General features: G+C 67.2%; 17 protein-coding genes. 12 read left to right on the forward strand and 5 right to left on the reverse strand.

Annotated features, from left to right (window positions below; genetic code table 11):
- The first annotated feature begins 64 nt into the window (after nt 1-64).
- Together MHZ91_RS04810 and MHZ91_RS04815 are read left to right on the forward strand one after the other, a co-directional pair.
- Nucleotides 65-1,204, forward strand: a complete 1,140-nt coding sequence (locus tag MHZ91_RS04810) for an aminotransferase class V-fold PLP-dependent enzyme (RefSeq protein ID WP_239212706.1) — start codon at nt 65-67, stop codon at nt 1,202-1,204.
- A 36-nt stretch (nt 1,205-1,240) separates the two neighbouring features.
- Nucleotides 1,241-2,536, forward strand: a complete 1,296-nt coding sequence (locus tag MHZ91_RS04815; RefSeq protein ID WP_175121311.1) for an O-acetylhomoserine aminocarboxypropyltransferase/cysteine synthase family protein — start codon at nt 1,241-1,243, stop codon at nt 2,534-2,536.
- A 37-nt stretch (nt 2,537-2,573) separates the two neighbouring features.
- On the opposite strand, the gene MHZ91_RS04820 is transcribed toward MHZ91_RS04815, so the two are convergent.
- Complete coding sequence (locus MHZ91_RS04820) at nt 2,574-3,503, reverse strand: AraC family transcriptional regulator (RefSeq protein WP_218344089.1); 930 nt, start codon at nt 3,501-3,503, stop codon at nt 2,574-2,576.
- Nucleotides 3,504-3,637: 134 nt separating this feature from the next.
- On the opposite strand from MHZ91_RS04820, the gene MHZ91_RS04825 reads away from it, so the two are divergent.
- From MHZ91_RS04825 to MHZ91_RS04845, 5 genes are read left to right on the forward strand one after another with little or no spacing between them, the layout of a single operon-like run.
- The gene (locus MHZ91_RS04825) at nt 3,638-4,195 is read left to right on the forward strand and encodes a carboxymuconolactone decarboxylase family protein (protein WP_175121313.1); all 558 of its coding nucleotides are present in this window, start codon (nt 3,638-3,640) and stop codon (nt 4,193-4,195) included.
- Complete coding sequence (locus MHZ91_RS04830) at nt 4,192-5,337, forward strand: acyl-CoA dehydrogenase family protein (RefSeq protein WP_239212708.1); 1,146 nt, start codon at nt 4,192-4,194, stop codon at nt 5,335-5,337. The genes MHZ91_RS04825 and MHZ91_RS04830 overlap by 4 nt, the downstream gene beginning before the upstream one ends.
- Nucleotides 5,334-6,131 carry an ABC transporter ATP-binding protein gene (locus MHZ91_RS04835; protein ID WP_239212710.1) on the forward strand — a complete coding sequence of 266 codons (798 nt, stop codon included), beginning with the start codon at nt 5,334-5,336 and terminating at the stop codon, nt 6,129-6,131. The genes MHZ91_RS04830 and MHZ91_RS04835 overlap by 4 nt, the downstream gene beginning before the upstream one ends.
- 23 nt (nt 6,132-6,154) lie before the next feature.
- Entirely contained in the window at nt 6,155-7,345 is a 1,191-nt protein-coding gene (locus tag MHZ91_RS04840) for an ABC transporter substrate-binding protein (protein WP_175183628.1), read from the forward strand.
- A complete protein-coding gene (locus MHZ91_RS04845; protein ID WP_370647780.1) occupies nt 7,342-8,181 on the forward strand; it encodes an ABC transporter permease in 840 nt (279 codons plus the stop codon). Before MHZ91_RS04840 ends, MHZ91_RS04845 begins: the two co-directional genes overlap by 4 nt.
- 31 nt (nt 8,182-8,212) lie before the next feature.
- On the opposite strand, the gene MHZ91_RS04850 is transcribed toward MHZ91_RS04845, so the two are convergent.
- On the reverse strand, nt 8,213-8,674 hold the full coding sequence (locus MHZ91_RS04850) for a surface-adhesin E family protein (RefSeq protein WP_175183627.1): 462 nt from the start codon (nt 8,672-8,674) through the stop codon (nt 8,213-8,215).
- Nucleotides 8,675-8,824: 150 nt separating this feature from the next.
- On the opposite strand from MHZ91_RS04850, the gene MHZ91_RS04855 reads away from it, so the two are divergent.
- Nucleotides 8,825-10,243 carry a hypothetical protein gene (locus MHZ91_RS04855; RefSeq protein WP_239212711.1) on the forward strand — a complete coding sequence of 473 codons (1,419 nt, stop codon included), beginning with the start codon at nt 8,825-8,827 and terminating at the stop codon, nt 10,241-10,243.
- Between the two features lie 88 nt (nt 10,244-10,331).
- On the opposite strand, the gene MHZ91_RS04860 is transcribed toward MHZ91_RS04855, so the two are convergent.
- A complete protein-coding gene (locus MHZ91_RS04860; protein WP_175121319.1) occupies nt 10,332-11,021 on the reverse strand; it encodes a GntR family transcriptional regulator in 690 nt (229 codons plus the stop codon).
- A gap of 137 nt (nt 11,022-11,158) precedes the next feature.
- On the opposite strand from MHZ91_RS04860, the gene araD reads away from it, so the two are divergent.
- The 3 genes from araD (at nt 11,159) to MHZ91_RS04875 (ending at nt 14,706) form a co-directional block, all read left to right on the forward strand.
- Entirely contained in the window at nt 11,159-12,892 is a 1,734-nt protein-coding gene (araD, locus tag MHZ91_RS04865; protein WP_175183625.1) for an L-arabinonate dehydratase, read from the forward strand.
- Nucleotides 12,893-12,943: 51 nt separating this feature from the next.
- Nucleotides 12,944-13,654 (forward strand): ribonuclease activity regulator RraA, encoded by a 711-nt coding sequence (locus tag MHZ91_RS04870; protein WP_056561707.1) that lies wholly within the window; start codon nt 12,944-12,946, stop codon nt 13,652-13,654.
- Between the two features lie 62 nt (nt 13,655-13,716).
- Nucleotides 13,717-14,706, forward strand: coding sequence for a tripartite tricarboxylate transporter substrate binding protein (locus MHZ91_RS04875; protein WP_105239161.1), 990 nt, complete (start codon nt 13,717-13,719; stop codon nt 14,704-14,706).
- Between the two features lie 28 nt (nt 14,707-14,734).
- Here MHZ91_RS04875 and MHZ91_RS04880 read toward each other — a convergent pair whose 3' ends face one another.
- Both MHZ91_RS04880 and MHZ91_RS04885 read right to left on the reverse strand, forming a co-directional pair.
- Nucleotides 14,735-15,151 carry a VOC family protein gene (locus MHZ91_RS04880; protein WP_175136337.1) on the reverse strand — a complete coding sequence of 139 codons (417 nt, stop codon included), beginning with the start codon at nt 15,149-15,151 and terminating at the stop codon, nt 14,735-14,737.
- The gene (locus MHZ91_RS04885) at nt 15,148-15,663 is read right to left on the reverse strand and encodes a helix-turn-helix transcriptional regulator (protein ID WP_175136338.1); all 516 of its coding nucleotides are present in this window, start codon (nt 15,661-15,663) and stop codon (nt 15,148-15,150) included. The genes MHZ91_RS04880 and MHZ91_RS04885 overlap by 4 nt, the downstream gene beginning before the upstream one ends.
- A 251-nt stretch (nt 15,664-15,914) precedes the next feature.
- On the opposite strand from MHZ91_RS04885, the gene MHZ91_RS04890 reads away from it, so the two are divergent.
- Nucleotides 15,915-16,175, forward strand: a complete 261-nt coding sequence (locus MHZ91_RS04890; RefSeq protein WP_367353542.1) for an HAD hydrolase-like protein — start codon at nt 15,915-15,917, stop codon at nt 16,173-16,175.
- The last annotated feature ends 6 nt before the right edge of the window (nt 16,176-16,181 follow it).

Raw genomic sequence — 16,181 nt, forward strand, 5'->3', positions numbered from 1 at the left:
TCCAGATGCGCGTCATATACCTAGAATGCCCGCATGCCGGATGGTCTGGCGGAGTAGGTTGCGCATGGCTTGGCAGGACGAATTCAGACAGCTGTTTCCCATCACGTGCGATAAGGCTTACGCCAACATCGCGTACACCAGCCCCTTGTCGCCGCATGTGTCATCCGCGGTGTCGGGCTTTTTCGACAGCATCACGTATGCGCGCAGCGACAAGCCGCAATGGCTGCGCGATGCCGACGCCCTGCGCGTGCGGCTGGCCCGTTTGATCGGCGGCGACGCGCGCCGGCTGGCGTTCACCAAGAACACCACCGAAGGGTTGAACACGGTCGCGCAGGGGCTGGCCTGGAAGGAGGGCGACAACCTCATCGTCGACGATCAGGAACATCCCTCGAACGCCTTGCCGTGGCTCAATCTGCGCCGGCGTGGCGTACAGGTGCGCGTGGCGCAGGCGCGCGCGCATCGCTTCACGGTCGATGACCTCTGGCAGCACGTGGATGCGCGCACGCGATTGATTGCGGTGTCGTGGGTGCAGTACGGCACGGGGCTGCGTACCGACATCCAGGAGCTGGGGCGCCGCTGCGCGGAGCGCGGCATCTGGCTTGTCGTGGACGGCATCCAGGGTGCGGGCTTGCTGCGCGCGCAGGTGGATGACTGGCACGTCGACGCCTTTGCGTGCGGCGCGCACAAGGGCATGCTGGGTCCGCTGGGCGTGGGCTTGCTGCACGTGTCGCCGCGGTTGCTCAATGCGCTTGACCCGTTCTACATCGGTCCGTCTGGCGTGACCACGCTGGACAAGTCCGGCCTGCAATGGCAGACCGCGGTGTCGGACGCCAGCGACGCGCGGCGGCTGGAGACCGGCAACCTGAACTATCCCGGCATCGCCGGCTGGGCGGGCGCGCTGGATCTGATCGAACAGGCGCGGCCCGAGCGCATCGAGCCCTGGGTGCTGGAACTGTCGCGGGCGCTGAGCGACGGATTGCGCAGCGTGGGCGCGCAAGTCGTGTCGCCGCCGGGCGATGACGTGCGCAGCACCACCACGGCGCTGCGCGTGGCGGATCCTGCGGCCGCGCTGGCGCATTTGACGCAGGCCGGTGTCGTGGCAAGCGTCGTGGAGTATGGTTACGTGCGCCTGTCCGTAGGCGCCTATAACAACCATGAAGACATCGAACGCATTCTGCGCGCCGCGCGCGCATTTGCGGCCTGATCTGAATTTTCAATCACGTATTGACCGGAGAGACTGATGACTGAAGCGAAGAAGCCCAACTGGCGCCTGGAAACCGTGGCCGTTCATGGCGGCTACCGCCCCGATCCGACCACACGCGCGGTGGCGGTGCCCATCTACCAGACCGTGGCCTATGCGTTCGATGACACGCAGCACGGCGCGGACCTCTTCGATCTGAAGGTCGCGGGCAACATCTACACCCGCATCATGAATCCGACCACCGACGTGCTGGAGCAGCGCGTGGCGGCCCTGGAAGGCGGCATCGCCGCGTTGGCGCTGGCGTCGGGCCAGGCCGCCGTCACGTACGCGATCCTCACCATCGCCGAAGCGGGCGACAACATCATTTCGTCCAGCACGCTGTACGGCGGCACCTACAACCTGTTCGCGCACACGCTGCCGCAATACGGCATCACCACGCGTTTCGCCGACCCGTCCGATCTGGCCGCCTTCGAGGCGCAGATCGACGACCGCACCAAGGCCATCTTCGCGGAATCGGTCGGCAATCCGCTGGGCAATATCACCGACATCGGCGCGTTGGCCGAGATCGCGCATCGCCACGGCCTGCCGCTGATCGTCGACAACACCGTGCCGTCGCCGTACCTGCTGCGTCCCATCGAGCACGGCGCCGACATCGTGGTGCAGTCGCTGACCAAGTATCTGGGCGGACACGGCACCAGCCTGGGCGGCGCCATCATCGACTCGGGCAAGTTCCCGTGGGCCGAGCACAAGGCCCGCTTCAAGCGCCTGAACGAGCCGGACGTCAGCTACCACGGCGTGGTCTATACCGAAGCCTTCGGTCCCGCCGCGTACATCGGCCGTGCCCGCGTGGTGCCGTTGCGCAACACTGGCGCGGCGATCTCGCCGTTCAATTCATTCCAGATCCTGCAAGGCATCGAGACGCTGGCGCTGCGCGTGGACCGCATCGTGGAAAACGCAGTCAAGATCGCCAGCTACCTGCGCGAGCACCCGAAGGTGGAATGGGTGAATTACGCGGGCCTGCCGAATCATCCGGACCATGCGCTGGCCAAGAAGTACCTGGGCGGCAAGGTGCCGGGACTCTTTACGTTCGGCGTGAAGGGCGGCCGCGACGCGGGCGCGCGCTTTCAGGACGCGCTGCAGCTCTTCACGCGTCTCGTCAACATCGGCGACTCCAAGTCGTTGGCAACGCACCCGGCATCCACCACGCACCGCCAGTTGAACGCCGAGGAACTGAAGAAGGCCGGCGTGCGCGAGGAAACCGTGCGCCTGTCCATCGGCATCGAGCACATCGACGACCTGATCGCCGATCTGGAACAGGCGCTGGCACAGGTGTAAGCGCGCGGGCCGACGGCCGCACCGGGCTGGAATCCGATCAGACCGATGCGGGCCGGCGCCGTCGCAAGGCGGACGGCGCCATGCCTTCCGTGCGCTGGAACACCCGGCTGAAGGCGGCCTGGGACTGGTAACCCACGCGTTCGGCGGCCTCCTGGATGCCCATGCCCTGATCCAGCAGCCGCCGCGCCACACGCATGCGCAGCAACTGCAATAGCTGCGCGGGCGTGGTGCCGCTTTGCAGCGTGAAGCGGCGGTGGAAGGTGGCCTTGGACATGTGGACGCGGTCCGCCATGTCCTGCATGCTCCAGGGCGCGGCGGGCTCGGCCAATATCGCCTGCAGCAGTCCGGCCATTGCCGGATCGCGCGCCAGCACGAAAAGGCCGTGCGCCTGGCGGTCCTGAATCGCCAGGTGGCGCAGCATGAAGAAGATCAGCAGGTCCGTCAGCCGCTCCAGCACGACGGGCGAGGCGGATGGCTCCCTTGTGGTTTCGTCCAGGATCAGGTCGAACACACCGCGTGCGGCGCGAAAGCGGTCGTCGTCCGCGCGCAGCAGCAGATAGTCGGGCAGGGTGTCGGCCAGCAAATCGGCGAGCCCCGGGCGAAACTGGAAGAACCCGCAGGCAAGGCCCGTGCCGTCAGGCTGACGCGGCGATAGCGGTTGCATCGGGCCGCACACGGCGCCGATGCTGGCGGACGGCTGCAGGGGCGTCAACACATGGGCGATGTCTCGCAGGAAGAAGATGCCGTCGCCCGCCGCCAATGTGTGCGATTCCTGGCGCGATGCAATGTCCGCGCGGCAACGGCCGTGCAGGATCAGGTGAAAACTGGCGCGGGCGCGCCCGCTGGTGCTGGCGGTCCAGTTGCCGCAGTATTGGCCCAGATGATAAAGACTGGATTGCACCTCCAGGCTGGAGAGCAGCACGGCGTCCACGGCGGCTTGATCGGTGAGGGCGGAATCGAGGGTCAAGGTGGCGTTCGGTTATAAGCGCATAGCTGAAAGTCGATAAGATCTAGCATCAAGTTGCGATCCTCGTGCATTGTCGCTTGCGGGGCGCTGCACGCAAAATGGTGTTTTCAATCGATAGCCCAATGGAGATCTTCATGGCCCGTCTGACCGTGCACACCGCGCAAAGCGCGCCCGAACCCACTCAGGCGGCGTTGGCCGCAGCCGAGAAGGGCGCAGGGTATCTGTCCAACCTGCTGGGCGTGCTGGCCAGCGCGCCCGCCGCGCTCGAGGCCTACCAGACGCTGTCGCAGATCAATGCGCGCGCCGGCCTGACGCTGCAGGAGCGCGAGGTCGTGCAACTGGTTGCCGGCACGCTGCACGGCTGCACTTTCTGCGTGGCGGGCCACACCGCGCTGGCGCGCAACAAGGCCAAGCTGTCTCCCGAAGTCGTGGACGCGCTGCGCGCGCAGGGCACGCTGCCCGACGCGCGCTTGCAGGCGCTGGCGGCATTTACGCAAGCGGTGATCCGCACGCGCGGCCGCGTCGACGATGCGGAACTCAAGGCCTTGCGCGATGCGGGCTTCACCGAGGGCAATGCGCTCGAGGTGATTCTGGGCGTGGGCCTGGCCACGATCTGCAACTTTGCCAACAACCTGGCGCAGACCCCCTTGAACGAACAACTTAGCGAATACGCCTGGAGCGGCGCGCAATGACGGCGCGGACCGCGACCCGGCATTCTGACGCGACCGACCTGGCCGGCGGCGCGATCCTGTCGCAGGACCTGCAAGATTGGCTTACGCAACATGCCGAGGCGCTGGACGACGGCAGCCTTGACGCCGCCACGGTGCTGCCGCGGCTGGCGTCGGCGGGGCTGTTCCGCATCGGCGTGCCCGAGGCGCAGGGCGGCCTGGCCGGCACCGATATCGGCGATGCGATCGAGGCGGTGTCGCAGGTGGCTGAACGCTCGGTCGCCAGCGCGTTCGTCGCGTGGGGCCAGCGCGTCTTCATCGAGTATCTGCTGACCAGCCCCAATGCGGCGCTGGCCGAGCGCTGGCTCGCACCGTTGCTTGCCGGCGAACTGGCGGGCGCCACCGCGCTGTCCAACGCCATGAAGTTCCTGAGCGGCATCGAGTCGCTGCAGATCGCGGCACGCGATGTCGACGGACAGTGGACGCTGGACGGCCGCATGCCCTGGGTGACGAATCTGCGGCCGCAGGGCTTTCTCGTCGCGGCGGCCGTCACTGCGCCCGACGGCGCGCCCGCGGTCGTCGCGCTGCCGCACGATATTGCCGGACTGGAACGCAGCGCGGACCTGTCGCTGCTGGCGCTGCAGTCCAGCAACACCGCTGCGCTGGATGTGCGCGGCGTGCGCATCGGTCCTGAATGGCTGATCCACGCCGACGCGCGGCAGTATCTGCCGGGCGCGCGTCCGGCGTTCGCCGGCCTGCAATGCGGCCTGTCAATTGGCCTGGCCCGCCGGGCCTTGCAGGCGGCCGGGCAAGCGGGGCAGGGCCAGGCGTCGCGCGGCATCCTGGGCCAACCGTTGCAGGCCCTGTCCGCGCAACTCGAGGACCTGACGGCCAGCCTCATCGCAGGCGTGCGCAGTCAGCGTTTTGTAGCCGAACCGTGGGCTTTGTTCGAAATCCGCATTGCGCTTGCAGAAGTGGCGAACGCGGCGGTGCAGCTTGAACTGCAAGCCAGTGGCGGCGCGGCCTACCTGAAGCCTGGTGGCGCCGGCTTTGCGCGGCGCTGGCGCGAGGCGGCGTTCCTGCCCATCGTCACGCCGAGCCTGGTGCAGTTGAAGACCGAACTGGCCAAGCGCCAGGCCCGGCTCGCCGCGCAGGCCGCCTCATGACGGTGGCACCCCTGCCGGTGTTGCAGGCCCGGGGCCTGGCGCTGCGCTACCCCGGCGCGGACGGCGCCGTCTTTGACGGCGTCGACCTGGATCTGGCGCGCGGCGAAGTGGTCGCGGTGCTGGGCGCCAGCGGTGCGGGCAAATCCAGCCTGCTGCGCGTCCTGGCCGGCCTGCAGCCCGCCACCGCCGGGACGCTGCTGATGGAAGGCGCGCCGCTCACCGGCGTGCACCCGCGCGTGGCGGTGGCGTTTCAGGATCCGAGCCTGTTGCCCTGGCTGTCGCTGGAACGCAATGTTTCCTTCGGACTGGACTTCAAGCATCAGCCGGCGCTGACGGATGCGCAGCGCCGCGCGCGCGTGACGCAGGCCATCGACGAAGTGGGACTGGCGCATGCGCGGCATCTGCGTCCGGCGCAATTGTCGGGCGGCATGGCGCAGCGCACGGCGCTGGCGCGATGCCTGGCGCGCCAGCCGTCGGTGCTGCTGCTGGACGAACCCTTTGGCGCGCTGGACGAGGTCACGCGTGGCGACATGCAGGAACTGCTGCGCAAAGTGGTCGCCGACTTCCAGACGGCGGCCGTCCTGATCACGCATGACATCGATGAAGCGCTGCTGCTGGCCGACCGCATCGTGCTGCTGGGCGGCACGCCAGGGCGCATCCTGGGCGTGTGGCAGGTGGATCTGCCCCAGCCGCGCGCCGATCTGCTGCCGGAAATGGGCGCGCTGCGCCTGGAGATCCTTACCCGCCTGCGCGCCGCGCTGCGGACCTCGCGCGGCGCTGCCGTGCCTGCCTGACCCACCTCGCTAGGAGCTTTCTGATGTGCCTTGAACACATGTCGCGTCGCGACTGGTTGAAACTCTCGGCCCTGCTGACCGCTGGCGGCGCCGCATCTTTGCTGTCGGCCTTCAATGCCCGTGCCCAGTCCGAGCCGGACGCGCCCGTGCGCATCGGCTACCTGCCCATCACCGACGCTGCGCCGCTGCTTGTGGCGCACAACAATGGCTTGTTCGACAAGGCGGGCGTCAAGGCCGAAAAGCCCGTGCTGCTGCGCAGTTGGGCGCAGGTGATCGAAGCCTTCATCTCGGGCCAGGTGAACGTGGTGCATCTGCTGTCGCCGATGACGGTGTGGGCGCGCTTTGGCAGCAAGGTGCCTGCCAAGGTGGTGGCCTGGAATCACGTTGGCGGCTCCGGCCTGACCGTCGCGCCCGCCGTCAACAGCGTGAAGGAACTGGGCGGCAAGACGGTGGCAATCCCGTTCTGGTATTCCATCCACAACGTCATGCTGCAGTACCTGCTGCGCGAAAACGGCCTGACGCCGGTGGCGCGCAAGGACGGCGCGCCGGCCGCCAACGAAGTGAACCTGGTCGTCATGGCGCCCGCGGACATGCCGCCCGCTTTGGCGCAGCAGCGCATTGCGGGCTACATCGTGGCCGAGCCGTTCAACGCGGCGGCTGAAACCCTGGGCGTGGGCAAGGTGCTGCGCTTCACCGGCGACATCTGGCGCAACCATGCTTGCTGCGTCGTCTTCATGCACGAGCGGGACCTGACGCAGCGGCCGGAATGGTCGCAGAAGGTGGTGGATGCCATCGTGCAGGCGCAGCTCTGGATCCGCGACAACCGGGCCGAGACGGCGCGGCTGCTCTCCAAAGAGGGCATCAACCGCTACACCCCGCACACGCTGCCGGCGTTGTCCAAGGTGCTGGCGCCGCCGCCCGAGGACCGCGAGCAGTACCTGGCCAGCGGCGCGATCCGGCATGCCGATTGGGACGAACGCCGCATCGACTTCCAGCCGTATCCGTTTCCCAGCTACACCGAGGAACTGGTGCGGCGGCTGCGCGACACGCTGATCGAGGCGGACCGCGGATTCCTGGCTGACCTGGATCCGGCACGCGCGGCGGCCGAGCTGGTGGACGATCGCTATGTCCGGCGGGCAATCGAATCGGCCGGTGGCCTGACGCGTTTCGGCTTTCCCGACGCGTACAGCCGGACCGAGCTGGTGCAGGCGTGACGGGGCGCGAGACCGTGGCGCCGGCGCCGCCCGACGTGCAGCGGCAGGCGGCGGTGCCTGCCCGTCGCACAAGGGCGGCTGGCCTGGGTCTGGGCGCGCGCTACGCGCTCGGCCTGGGCGGGTTGGGCCTCCTGCTGGCGCTGTGGTGGCTGGGCACGGAAGTCCTGGCGCCGGCGGGCGGCATGGCCCGGCGCTTTGCGCCCGGACCCACCTTCGTCAGCCTGGGCGAATTGCTGTCCGGCTCGGACCTGCCGCACCACATCCTGGTCAGCCTGCGGCGCATCGCGGTGGGCTTGGGGCTGGCCTTGGCGATCGGCGTGCCGCTGGGCCTGGCGATCGGCAGCTGGCGCCGGCTGGAGGCGGCCGCATCGCCCGCCATGCAATTCCTGCGCATGATTTCGCCGCTGTCGTGGATGCCGATCGCGGTCATGGTGTTTGGCGTCGGGGACGATCCCGTCTACTTCCTGCTGGCGTTCGCGGCGGTCTGGCCGATCGTGCTGAACACGGCTGCCGGCGTGCAGCAGCTTGATCCGCGTTGGCTGCAATTGGCGCAGAGCGTGGCAGCGACCCGCTGGGAGACGTTGCGCAGCGTCATCCTGCCCGGCGTGATGGGTCACATCCTGACCGGCGTGCGGTTGGCGATCGGCATCCTGTGGATCGTGCTGGTCCCGTGCGAAATGCTGGGCGTGTCGGCCGGCATGGGGTATTTCATCCTGGACACGCGCGACCGGCTGGCGTATTCGGAACTGATGGCGATGGTGCTGATGATCGGCGTGCTGGGGTTCCTGCTGGACGCCGGCGCCCGGGCGTTGTACCGCTACTGGCGCGGCCAGTAGCGACCCGGGGTGGCTACCTCTTTGCCGCCCGCTACTTGCGCGCGCTTTTGCCGTTTGCCGCGCACACCAGGTCCCGCAGCCGCCGCTGCACCGGGTCGCGGGTGACGGGCGCGTTGCGGATGCCCGCCACCGGGATGGACTCCACGATCGCCCCGGTGGCGTCGTTGCCCGCGTGGTGCAGAACCTGGGTGACGGTATAGGTGTCGGCGGCGCAGTTCAGCGTCACCGGCTGGGTCACCGAGCCGTAGGGTTGGCCATTGGCCTCGGAGATGCGCGGCTGCGCGTAGAACCAGGCCACCGTCACCGCGCGTACCGTCGGGCTTTCGGACACGGTGCGGATGGAATTGCTGTCGTAGAACACGCCCGGCATCGTCTGCGGGTCGACCGGCACCCAGGCCGGATCGTTGGCGGCGGCGCCATGCGCCATCGGGCCGCCGCTCGCCCCGACAAACAGGGCCAGGGCGAGGAGGGCAGAAGGGGGCCTTGCGGTCATGGGCGATTCCGTGGTGTCGGGGCAGGGGCGCGCGTCCGGTAAGACGTGAGCATGCGTTACGCCAGTATAGAGAACCGGGCGCAACGCGCTATAGTTCCGTCCGTTCGATAAATGTGGCTGGCGGCGTGGGGGGCTGGCATTATGCCCGGCATGCCTGGACCCAAGACCATCAGACTCGTGGCCGCTGGCCTGGCGGTCATCACCGCCGCCGTGCTGGCGCGCGGCATCTACCAGATCATCCCGATGGGCGATCCGCTGCCGCGCAGCGAGGTCGTGGGTGAACTCAATGGCCCGGCGCTGGCGTCTTACTCGCGCGTTGCCATCCAGCGTTACGGCGAACGCCAATTGCTGACCGGCCAGCTTCTGGTCACCGCCAAGGACATTGACGGCCTGGCGCAGGCGCCCGTGCTGGACACGCAGATCCCGGCGCTGAAAGACAGGCTGCAAAAGCAGCGGATCCAGCTCGCGCAGACCGGCGCCATCACCGCCATGGCGCATGGCCACGGCGATCTGGCCCTGACCATGCTGCAGACCGGCCGGTCCACCACCGATACGCGCAACCTGATCTACGGAGGACGGGGCACCGGCGTATTCGAGCTGCTGGGCTCCATCAGCGGCGATACCGGCGTAACGTTGATCGGTGCGCCCGGCGGCGAGCCGCTGTATCTGATCACCAGCACCTTGCGCAGTCCGGGCGAAGGCGACCAGCCCGCGGCCTGGGACGCGCTGCGTTCCGACGACCTGGGCGTCACGTGGACGTACGATCCCGACGTGACGCTGGGCGTGCCGCAGCTGCACACGGCCTTTCTCACCGACCGGCTGGCGATTGCCCTGGAAAACCACGAGACCGGCGTGCGCCTGCTGCATAGCTGCGACGGCGCCAAGCACTGGTCGGCGACGCGGCTGAAAGAACAGGTGTGGCCGGATTCGGCCGCGTTCGAGCGCAAGTTCGCCGAGATAGCGGAGCGGGATCGCAAGGCGTACGGCACGGAGCAATTGGGCTATGGCTGGTCGCTCTACCCGCTGGACGACACGCGCGCGGTGGGCTGGAGCTGGCGCACCCGCGTGCGGCCTGAAGGGCAGGACGCGCCCGAATTGATCGAGACGCGCCGCTTCGAAGTGCAATTCCAGGAAGGCGCGTCGCCCGCGTTCCGCATTACGCCGGACGTTGCCCGGGTGCCCGCCCAGGACGCCCATGCGCTGCTGACGCGCGATCAGCCCGTCTTCGAAACCGAAGGCGACACCATCTACCAACTGGACAAGACCGGCATGGCCTGGGTGAAGCGATCACGCTCGCCGAACGTGCGCGGCGCGGCGTCGTGGATCGGGCAGGCGTGGTTCGGGCGCAATGCGTGGGTCATCAAGACCTACGCCGAACAGCTGTTCTCGGGCAACGAATACACGAAGACCTACTTCTACAGCCGCGACAAGGGCAGGTCCTGGCGGCCATTCCAGTTGTCCCACGAGCAGGAGCGCGGGCTGCTGGGCCTGGACCAGACCGGCGACGCCTTGCTGTCGCTTGCGGAACGCAACGGCAAGACCGTCATTCAGCGGTATCCGCTGGACTGAGCTCGCGATAGCGGCACGCCGCCCCATTCGCCAACCGGCGTCCGCCAATCGGCCGTCGATTCATCCTTCAACCGCAGCGCGTCCCCGGCTAATCGGTCACCACATATTCCGGATAACGCTTGCAGATTTCAGCCACCTGGCTGAGCGTGCCCGACAGGTGCTCGCGCAGCACCTGTTGCGCCCTGGCAGGATCCTGCGCGGCGATGGCGTCCACCAGCCGCTGATGATCGTCCAGGATGCGCTCCGCCTTGCCGGCTTCCGGCAGATGCAACCGCCGCAGCCGATCGAGGTGGCCGCTGTAGCGCTGCGCCATTTCCCACAGGCTGGCCACGCCGGCGGCTTCGTGCATGTCGCGGTGAAACGCCTGGTCGGCGTTGATGAATTGCTGGTATTCGCCGGTGGCGTGGGCGGCGCGCTGCAGGTCGATGGAGGCCTGCAGGCGCTGGAGCAGCATCGGGTCGGGCCGCTGCGCGAGCAGATGGACGATTTCCAGTTCCAGCGAGCGGCGCAGGAAATGCGCCTGCCGGGCGGCCGCGATGTCGACACGGCTGACCACCGTGGTGTGCTGCGGATAGATTTCGACCAGGGCTTCCTCGGCCAGCCGCATGAGCGCATCGCGGATGGGCGTCTGGCTCAGTCCGTAGCATTCGGCCAGGGTGACGCGCGATAGCGGTGCGCCAGGTACGAGTTCGAGCGAAATGATCTGGCGCCGCAGGTGTTCGAAAACCTGTGGGGCCGCGTGGCGGGAGCGATCCAGTCTGAGCTTCTGGCTTTGCATCGAGTAAACATGTCGAGGTTCCGCGCAGGAATGGGCGGATGGCGAATGCCGCAGTGTAGCGGGTTTTCACCTAGCTGACGCACTAATGTATTAGTGTTTAAATGCTTTGACTCTTACTCCGCATCCCTCGTATCCCCATGAAACGCACCTACGAAAGCTTGCGCAGCGCTGCCTGGATGGCCAAGGACGATCTGCGCTCCTTCGGCCACCGTTCCCGCATGATGCAGATGGGCTACGGCCCCGACGATTGGGCCGGCCGCCCCGTCATTGCCATCATCAACACCTGGTCCGACCTGAACCCCTGTCACAGCCATTTCAAGCAGCGCGTCGAAGACGTAAAGCGCGGTGTGTTCCAGGCGGGCGGATTTCCGGTGGAGCTGCCGGCGATTTCCGTGTCGGAGTCCTTCGTCAAACCGACCACCATGCTGTACCGCAACTTCCTGGCCATGGAGACCGAGGAGCTGTTGCGCAGCCACCCGGTGGACGGGGCCGTCTTGATGGGCGGCTGCGACAAGACCACGCCCGGGCTCATCATGGGCGCCATCAGCGCCGGCCTGCCGTGCGTCTACGTGCCCGCCGGCCCCATGCTGCGCGGCAACTGGAAGGGCAAGATCCTGGGTTCCGGGTCGGACGCCTGGAAGCTCTGGGACGAACGCCGCGCCGGCAAGATCACGCAGGAACAGTGGACGGAAGTGGAGGGCGGCATCGCCCGCAGCTACGGCACCTGCATGACGATGGGCACCGCCAGCACCATGACCGCCATCGCCGAGGCCATTGGCATGACGCTGCCCGGCGCCTCGTCCATCCCTGCTGCGGATGTGAACCACATGCGCATGTCGGCCGAGTGCGGCCGGCGTGTGGTCGAGATGGTCTGGGACGACCTGACACCGCAGCGCATCCTGAGCGTGGCGTCGTTCAAGAACGCCATCAACGTCGCCATGGCGATGGGCTGTTCCACCAACGCCATCATCCACCTGGTCGCCATGTCGCGCCGGGCGGGCTGCGCGGTGGGCCTGGACGACTTCGACGCGGCCAGCCGCAAGGTGCCCGTCATCGCCAACATCCGGCCCAGCGGCGACACCTACCTGATGGAAGACTTCTACTACGCGGGCGGCCTGCCGGCGCTGATGTCGCGGTTGCAGGATGCCCACCTGGACCTGTCTGCCATGACGGTTACCGGCAAGACGCTCGGCGAGAACATCGCGGGGGCCGAGGTCTACAACGACGACGTGATCCGCAAGCTTGACGAGGCGATCTACGACGAAGGTGCGTTGGCCGTACTGCGCGGCAACATCGCGCCCGACGGCTGCGTGATCAAGCCCAGCGCGTGCGCTCCGCAATACCTGCGGCACACCGGCCCCGCGCTGGTCTTTGACGACTATCCCAGCATGAAGGCCGCCGTCGAGGACGAGAACCTGGACGTCACCGCCGACCACATCATGATCTTGCGCAATGCCGGTCCGCAGGGCGGTCCCGGCATGCCGGAGTGGGGCATGCTGCCGATCCCGACCAAACTGGTCAAACAGGGCGTGCGCGACATGCTCCGCCTGTCGGATGCGCGCATGAGCGGCACGAGCTACGGCGCCTGCATCCTGCACGTCGCGCCCGAAAGCTACATCGGCGGCCCGTTGGCGCTGGTCAAGACCGGCGATACGATCACCGTGGACGTGCCCGCCCGCACCATCAACCTGAACATCAGCGACGAGGAAATGGCCGCGCGCCGCGCCGCCTGGACGCCGCCGCCCAAGCGCTACGAGCGTGGTTACGGCTGGATGTATTCCAAGCACATCCTGCAGGCCAACGACGGCTGCGACCTGGACTTCCTGGAAACGGAATTCGGCGCGCCCGTGCCCGAGCCCGCCATCTTCTGAATCCGCCATTTTTAGATCCCCGATCCAATACCCGGAGCCATCGTGTCCCAAATGAATCCCGAAACCCGCGCCCGGCTGGCCGGCGTCAGCACCGCCACCCTGTGCACGGCCCTGTTCAAACGCGGCCTGCGCAACCAGTTCATCCAGGACGTGCGCCCGTTGAACGCCAACCTGCCCAACATGGTCGGCCCGGCCTTCACGCTGCGGTACATCCCCGCGCGCGAAGACCTGAACACGATCAAGGTGTTTGAAGACCGCGCGCATCCGCAGCGCGCCGCGGTCGAGACCTGCCCGGAAGGGGCGGTCTTCGTCATCGACAGCCGCAAGGATGCGCGCGCCGCGTCCGCAGGCTCCATTCTGGTCACCCGCCTGATGAAGCGTGGCGTGGCGGGCGTGGTCACCGACGGGGGCTTTCGCGATTCACCCGAAATTGCCGAGATGGGCTTTCCCGCCTATCACCAGCGTCCGTCCGCACCCACCAACCTCACGTTGCATCAAGCGCTGGACATCAATGCGCCCATCGGCTGCGGCGACGTGGCCGTGTGGCCGGGCGACATCGTCGTGGGCGACCGAGAAGGTGTGGTGGTGATTCCGGCGCACCTGGCTGACGAGATCGCCCTGGAAGCCGTCGAGATGACCGCCTTCGAGGATTTCGTGACCAGCCAGGTGCAAGGGGGTGCGTCCATCCTGGGCCTGTACCCGCCGACCGATCCGGGCACGAAGGACAAATTCGCCGCCTGGCGCAAAGAACAGGGCCGCTGAGCCTTGCCGCCGGCACGACCGGCACCCGACACATACCTATAAAACAAGGCAGGAGACAACTCATGAACACGCAACGACGTGGCGCGCTTGCCGCGCTTCTGGCCGGCGCGGTCTTCGGGACGCTGGCGTTGCCCGCCAGCGCCGCCGACTGGCCCACGCAAAAGCCGATTTCCTATGTGGTGCCGTTTACCGTGGGCGGTTCGACCGACGTGGTGGGCCGGGTGCTGGCCCAGAAGTTGGGCGACCGCCTGAAACAGAACGTCGTCGTGGAAAACAAGCCGGGCGCCGCCGGCGGCATCGGCGCCACGTACGTCGCCAAGGCGCCGCCCGATGGCTACACCTTGTTCGGCGGCACGATCAGCACCCATGCCATCAACGCCAGCCTGTACAAGAACCTGAAGTACGACCCGGTTAAAGACTTCGAGCCGGTGTCGTTGATTGCCTTCCTGCCCAACGTGCTGCTGGTGGATCCGAATCTGGGCGTGAACTCGGTGGCCGACCTGATCGCGCTGCTCAAGCGCGACCCCACCAAGCGCACGTTCGCGTCCTCGGGTGCCGGAACCTCGACGCACCTGGCCGGTGAGCTGTTCGCCGGCATGATTGGCGTGCCGCTCACCCACGTGCCGTACAAGGGCACGCCGCCCGCCATGGTGGATGTCTCGTCCGGCGCGGTGACGTTCATGTTCGACCAGATGACGGCGGCGCTGCCGCTGCTGCAGACCGGCAAGCTCAAGCTGCTGGCCGTCACCACCAAGGACCGCATCGCCCTCGCGCCCGAGGTCCCGACCATGCAGGAAGCAGGCGTGCCGGGCTTCCAGATGGCGTCCTGGCAGGCGGTGTACGCGCCCAAGGGCACGCCCAAGCCCATTCTGGACAAGCTGGCCGCCGAGATCGCCCTGATCCTGAAAGAACCCGACGTGCAGGAAAAGCTGGGCAAGACCATGGGCATGGAACTGGTCGGCAGCACACCGGATGAGCTTCGGGAGCTGATGGCGACCGAGATTCCGCGCTGGGCGGAAGTGGTGAAGAAGTCGGGCGCGTCGGTGGAATAGCAGGACGTCTTGCCAACGCGCGCCGCGTTCAGGCGGCGCGCGTTGGCGACTGGATCATCTTCCACCCATTGCCCGACGGGTCCCGAAAGCCCGCGTCGACGCTTCCGTACCTGTCCACGGGCTCCTGGGTGAACTCCACGCCAAGCGCCTTCAGGCGGGCATGGCTGGCGCGGCAATCGGCCACCGACAACACCAAGGGCGGCATCGCGCCCTTGGCAACCATGGCGCGCAAGGTCTGAGCGGTGGCTTCGTCGTGGATGGGCGGACCCGGCCGGAACAGGCCAAGCTGGAACGACGGCTGCTCGGGATGCTGGACCGTGAGCCAGCGGTAGGGTCCGTTGCGCACGTCCGTATGTACGCGAAACCCCAGTTTGTCTACGTAAAAGGCCAGCGCTTCGTCCTGGTCTTCCACGTATATGCCTGCGACATTGACGCCTTCGGTCATGATTTCTCCTTGGTGGGTGGCCGCACTGTAGCGTTGCCGGCGAGGCGCCGCTTCTCCAAAACTGCGGTGGCCAGATCGGGACGCTGGACGGCTTGCAGCACACAGACGGGAATGGCGGTACACGGTGCGGCACGCTGCTGGTCGCCACGCATGGCGCCGGGGCTGCATCCGGTGATGTCGTGGAAGGTGCGGCCGAACGTGCCCAGGCTTTCCCAGCCGGTCGCAAAGGCGATGTCCGTGATGCTCATGCCGGTATCACGCAGCAACGTGACGGCGCGTTCGATGCGACGGGTCATCAGATAACGATGAGGCGGCATCCCGAACGCCCGTTTGAATGAGCGGGCGAAATAGGCAGGCGAAACGCCGCCGACTTCGGCCAGCCGGCTGACGGGCCAGGCCTCGTGCGACGCGGCGTCCATCAGATCCTTTGCGCGCAACAGGCGGCGCAGGAGCGCAGGGTCCAGCAGGGCGTCGTCCCCGGGACGGGGTCTATGAGGATCGCGAGCGGGCATGATCGGCGGATGAGGGCGGATACGCGGCTAGTGTATCGAGCTCGCGCCTGAGGTTCCGACCATGATTGCCCATGCGGGCATCTGGCGGCGTGGGCGAGGGATACGCCGGTAGTGTGGGCGGGGCCGCTCAGCGCTAAGCTATGTATTTGGGTCAGGTCGACCGCCAGACCCGAAGCGGAGCTGCCGTTCATGACCGATCTCATCGCCCTGGAAGGGGCCACCATCGCTTTCGACCTTGACGGCGTGTAGGCATCGACGCGGTGTCTGCGGCCAAGCCCAATCCCGCACACCTGATCGAAGCCGTGCAGGCCGTGGGTGGCAATCTGGCTCGCACCGTCATGGTGGGTGATGCCGACACCGATGCGGGCGCCGCGCGCGGGGCCGGCACGCCGCTGGTGCTGGTCGACTTTGGGTATACGGAAATCCCTGCCGTGGAACTTGCGCCGGACGTGCTCCTGCATGGCTTCGGCGACCTGGCGGAAGCCTGCGCGGCGTTGCTCGACTCTCCATAGGCCGGC

It is taken from the genome of Achromobacter sp. ACRQX (assembly GCF_022346505.1).
Classification (GTDB): Bacteria; Pseudomonadota; Gammaproteobacteria; order Burkholderiales; family Burkholderiaceae_B; genus Achromobacter; species Achromobacter animicus.

Bases quoted from the DNA above. Each gene is read 5' to 3' on its own strand.
- MHZ91_RS04810 (WP_239212706.1), top strand. From the start codon at position 65: ATGGCTTGGCAGGACGAATTCAGACAGCTGTTTCCCATCACGTGCGAT.
- MHZ91_RS04815 (WP_175121311.1), top strand. From the start codon at position 1,241: ATGACTGAAGCGAAGAAGCCCAACTGGCGCCTGGAAACCGTGGCCGTT.
- MHZ91_RS04825 (WP_175121313.1), top strand. From the start codon at position 3,638: ATGGCCCGTCTGACCGTGCACACCGCGCAAAGCGCGCCCGAACCCACT.
- MHZ91_RS04830 (WP_239212708.1), top strand. From the start codon at position 4,192: ATGACGGCGCGGACCGCGACCCGGCATTCTGACGCGACCGACCTGGCC.
- MHZ91_RS04835 (WP_239212710.1), top strand. From the start codon at position 5,334: ATGACGGTGGCACCCCTGCCGGTGTTGCAGGCCCGGGGCCTGGCGCTG.
- MHZ91_RS04840 (WP_175183628.1), top strand. From the start codon at position 6,155: ATGTGCCTTGAACACATGTCGCGTCGCGACTGGTTGAAACTCTCGGCC.
- MHZ91_RS04850 (WP_175183627.1), bottom strand. From the start codon at position 8,674: ATGACCGCAAGGCCCCCTTCTGCCCTCCTCGCCCTGGCCCTGTTTGTC.
- MHZ91_RS04855 (WP_239212711.1), top strand. From the start codon at position 8,825: ATGCCTGGACCCAAGACCATCAGACTCGTGGCCGCTGGCCTGGCGGTC.
- MHZ91_RS04860 (WP_175121319.1), bottom strand. From the start codon at position 11,021: ATGCAAAGCCAGAAGCTCAGACTGGATCGCTCCCGCCACGCGGCCCCA.
- araD (WP_175183625.1), top strand. From the start codon at position 11,159: ATGAAACGCACCTACGAAAGCTTGCGCAGCGCTGCCTGGATGGCCAAG.
- MHZ91_RS04870 (WP_056561707.1), top strand. From the start codon at position 12,944: ATGAATCCCGAAACCCGCGCCCGGCTGGCCGGCGTCAGCACCGCCACC.
- MHZ91_RS04875 (WP_105239161.1), top strand. From the start codon at position 13,717: ATGAACACGCAACGACGTGGCGCGCTTGCCGCGCTTCTGGCCGGCGCG.
- MHZ91_RS04880 (WP_175136337.1), bottom strand. From the start codon at position 15,151: ATGACCGAAGGCGTCAATGTCGCAGGCATATACGTGGAAGACCAGGAC.
- MHZ91_RS04885 (WP_175136338.1), bottom strand. From the start codon at position 15,663: ATGCCCGCTCGCGATCCTCATAGACCCCGTCCCGGGGACGACGCCCTG.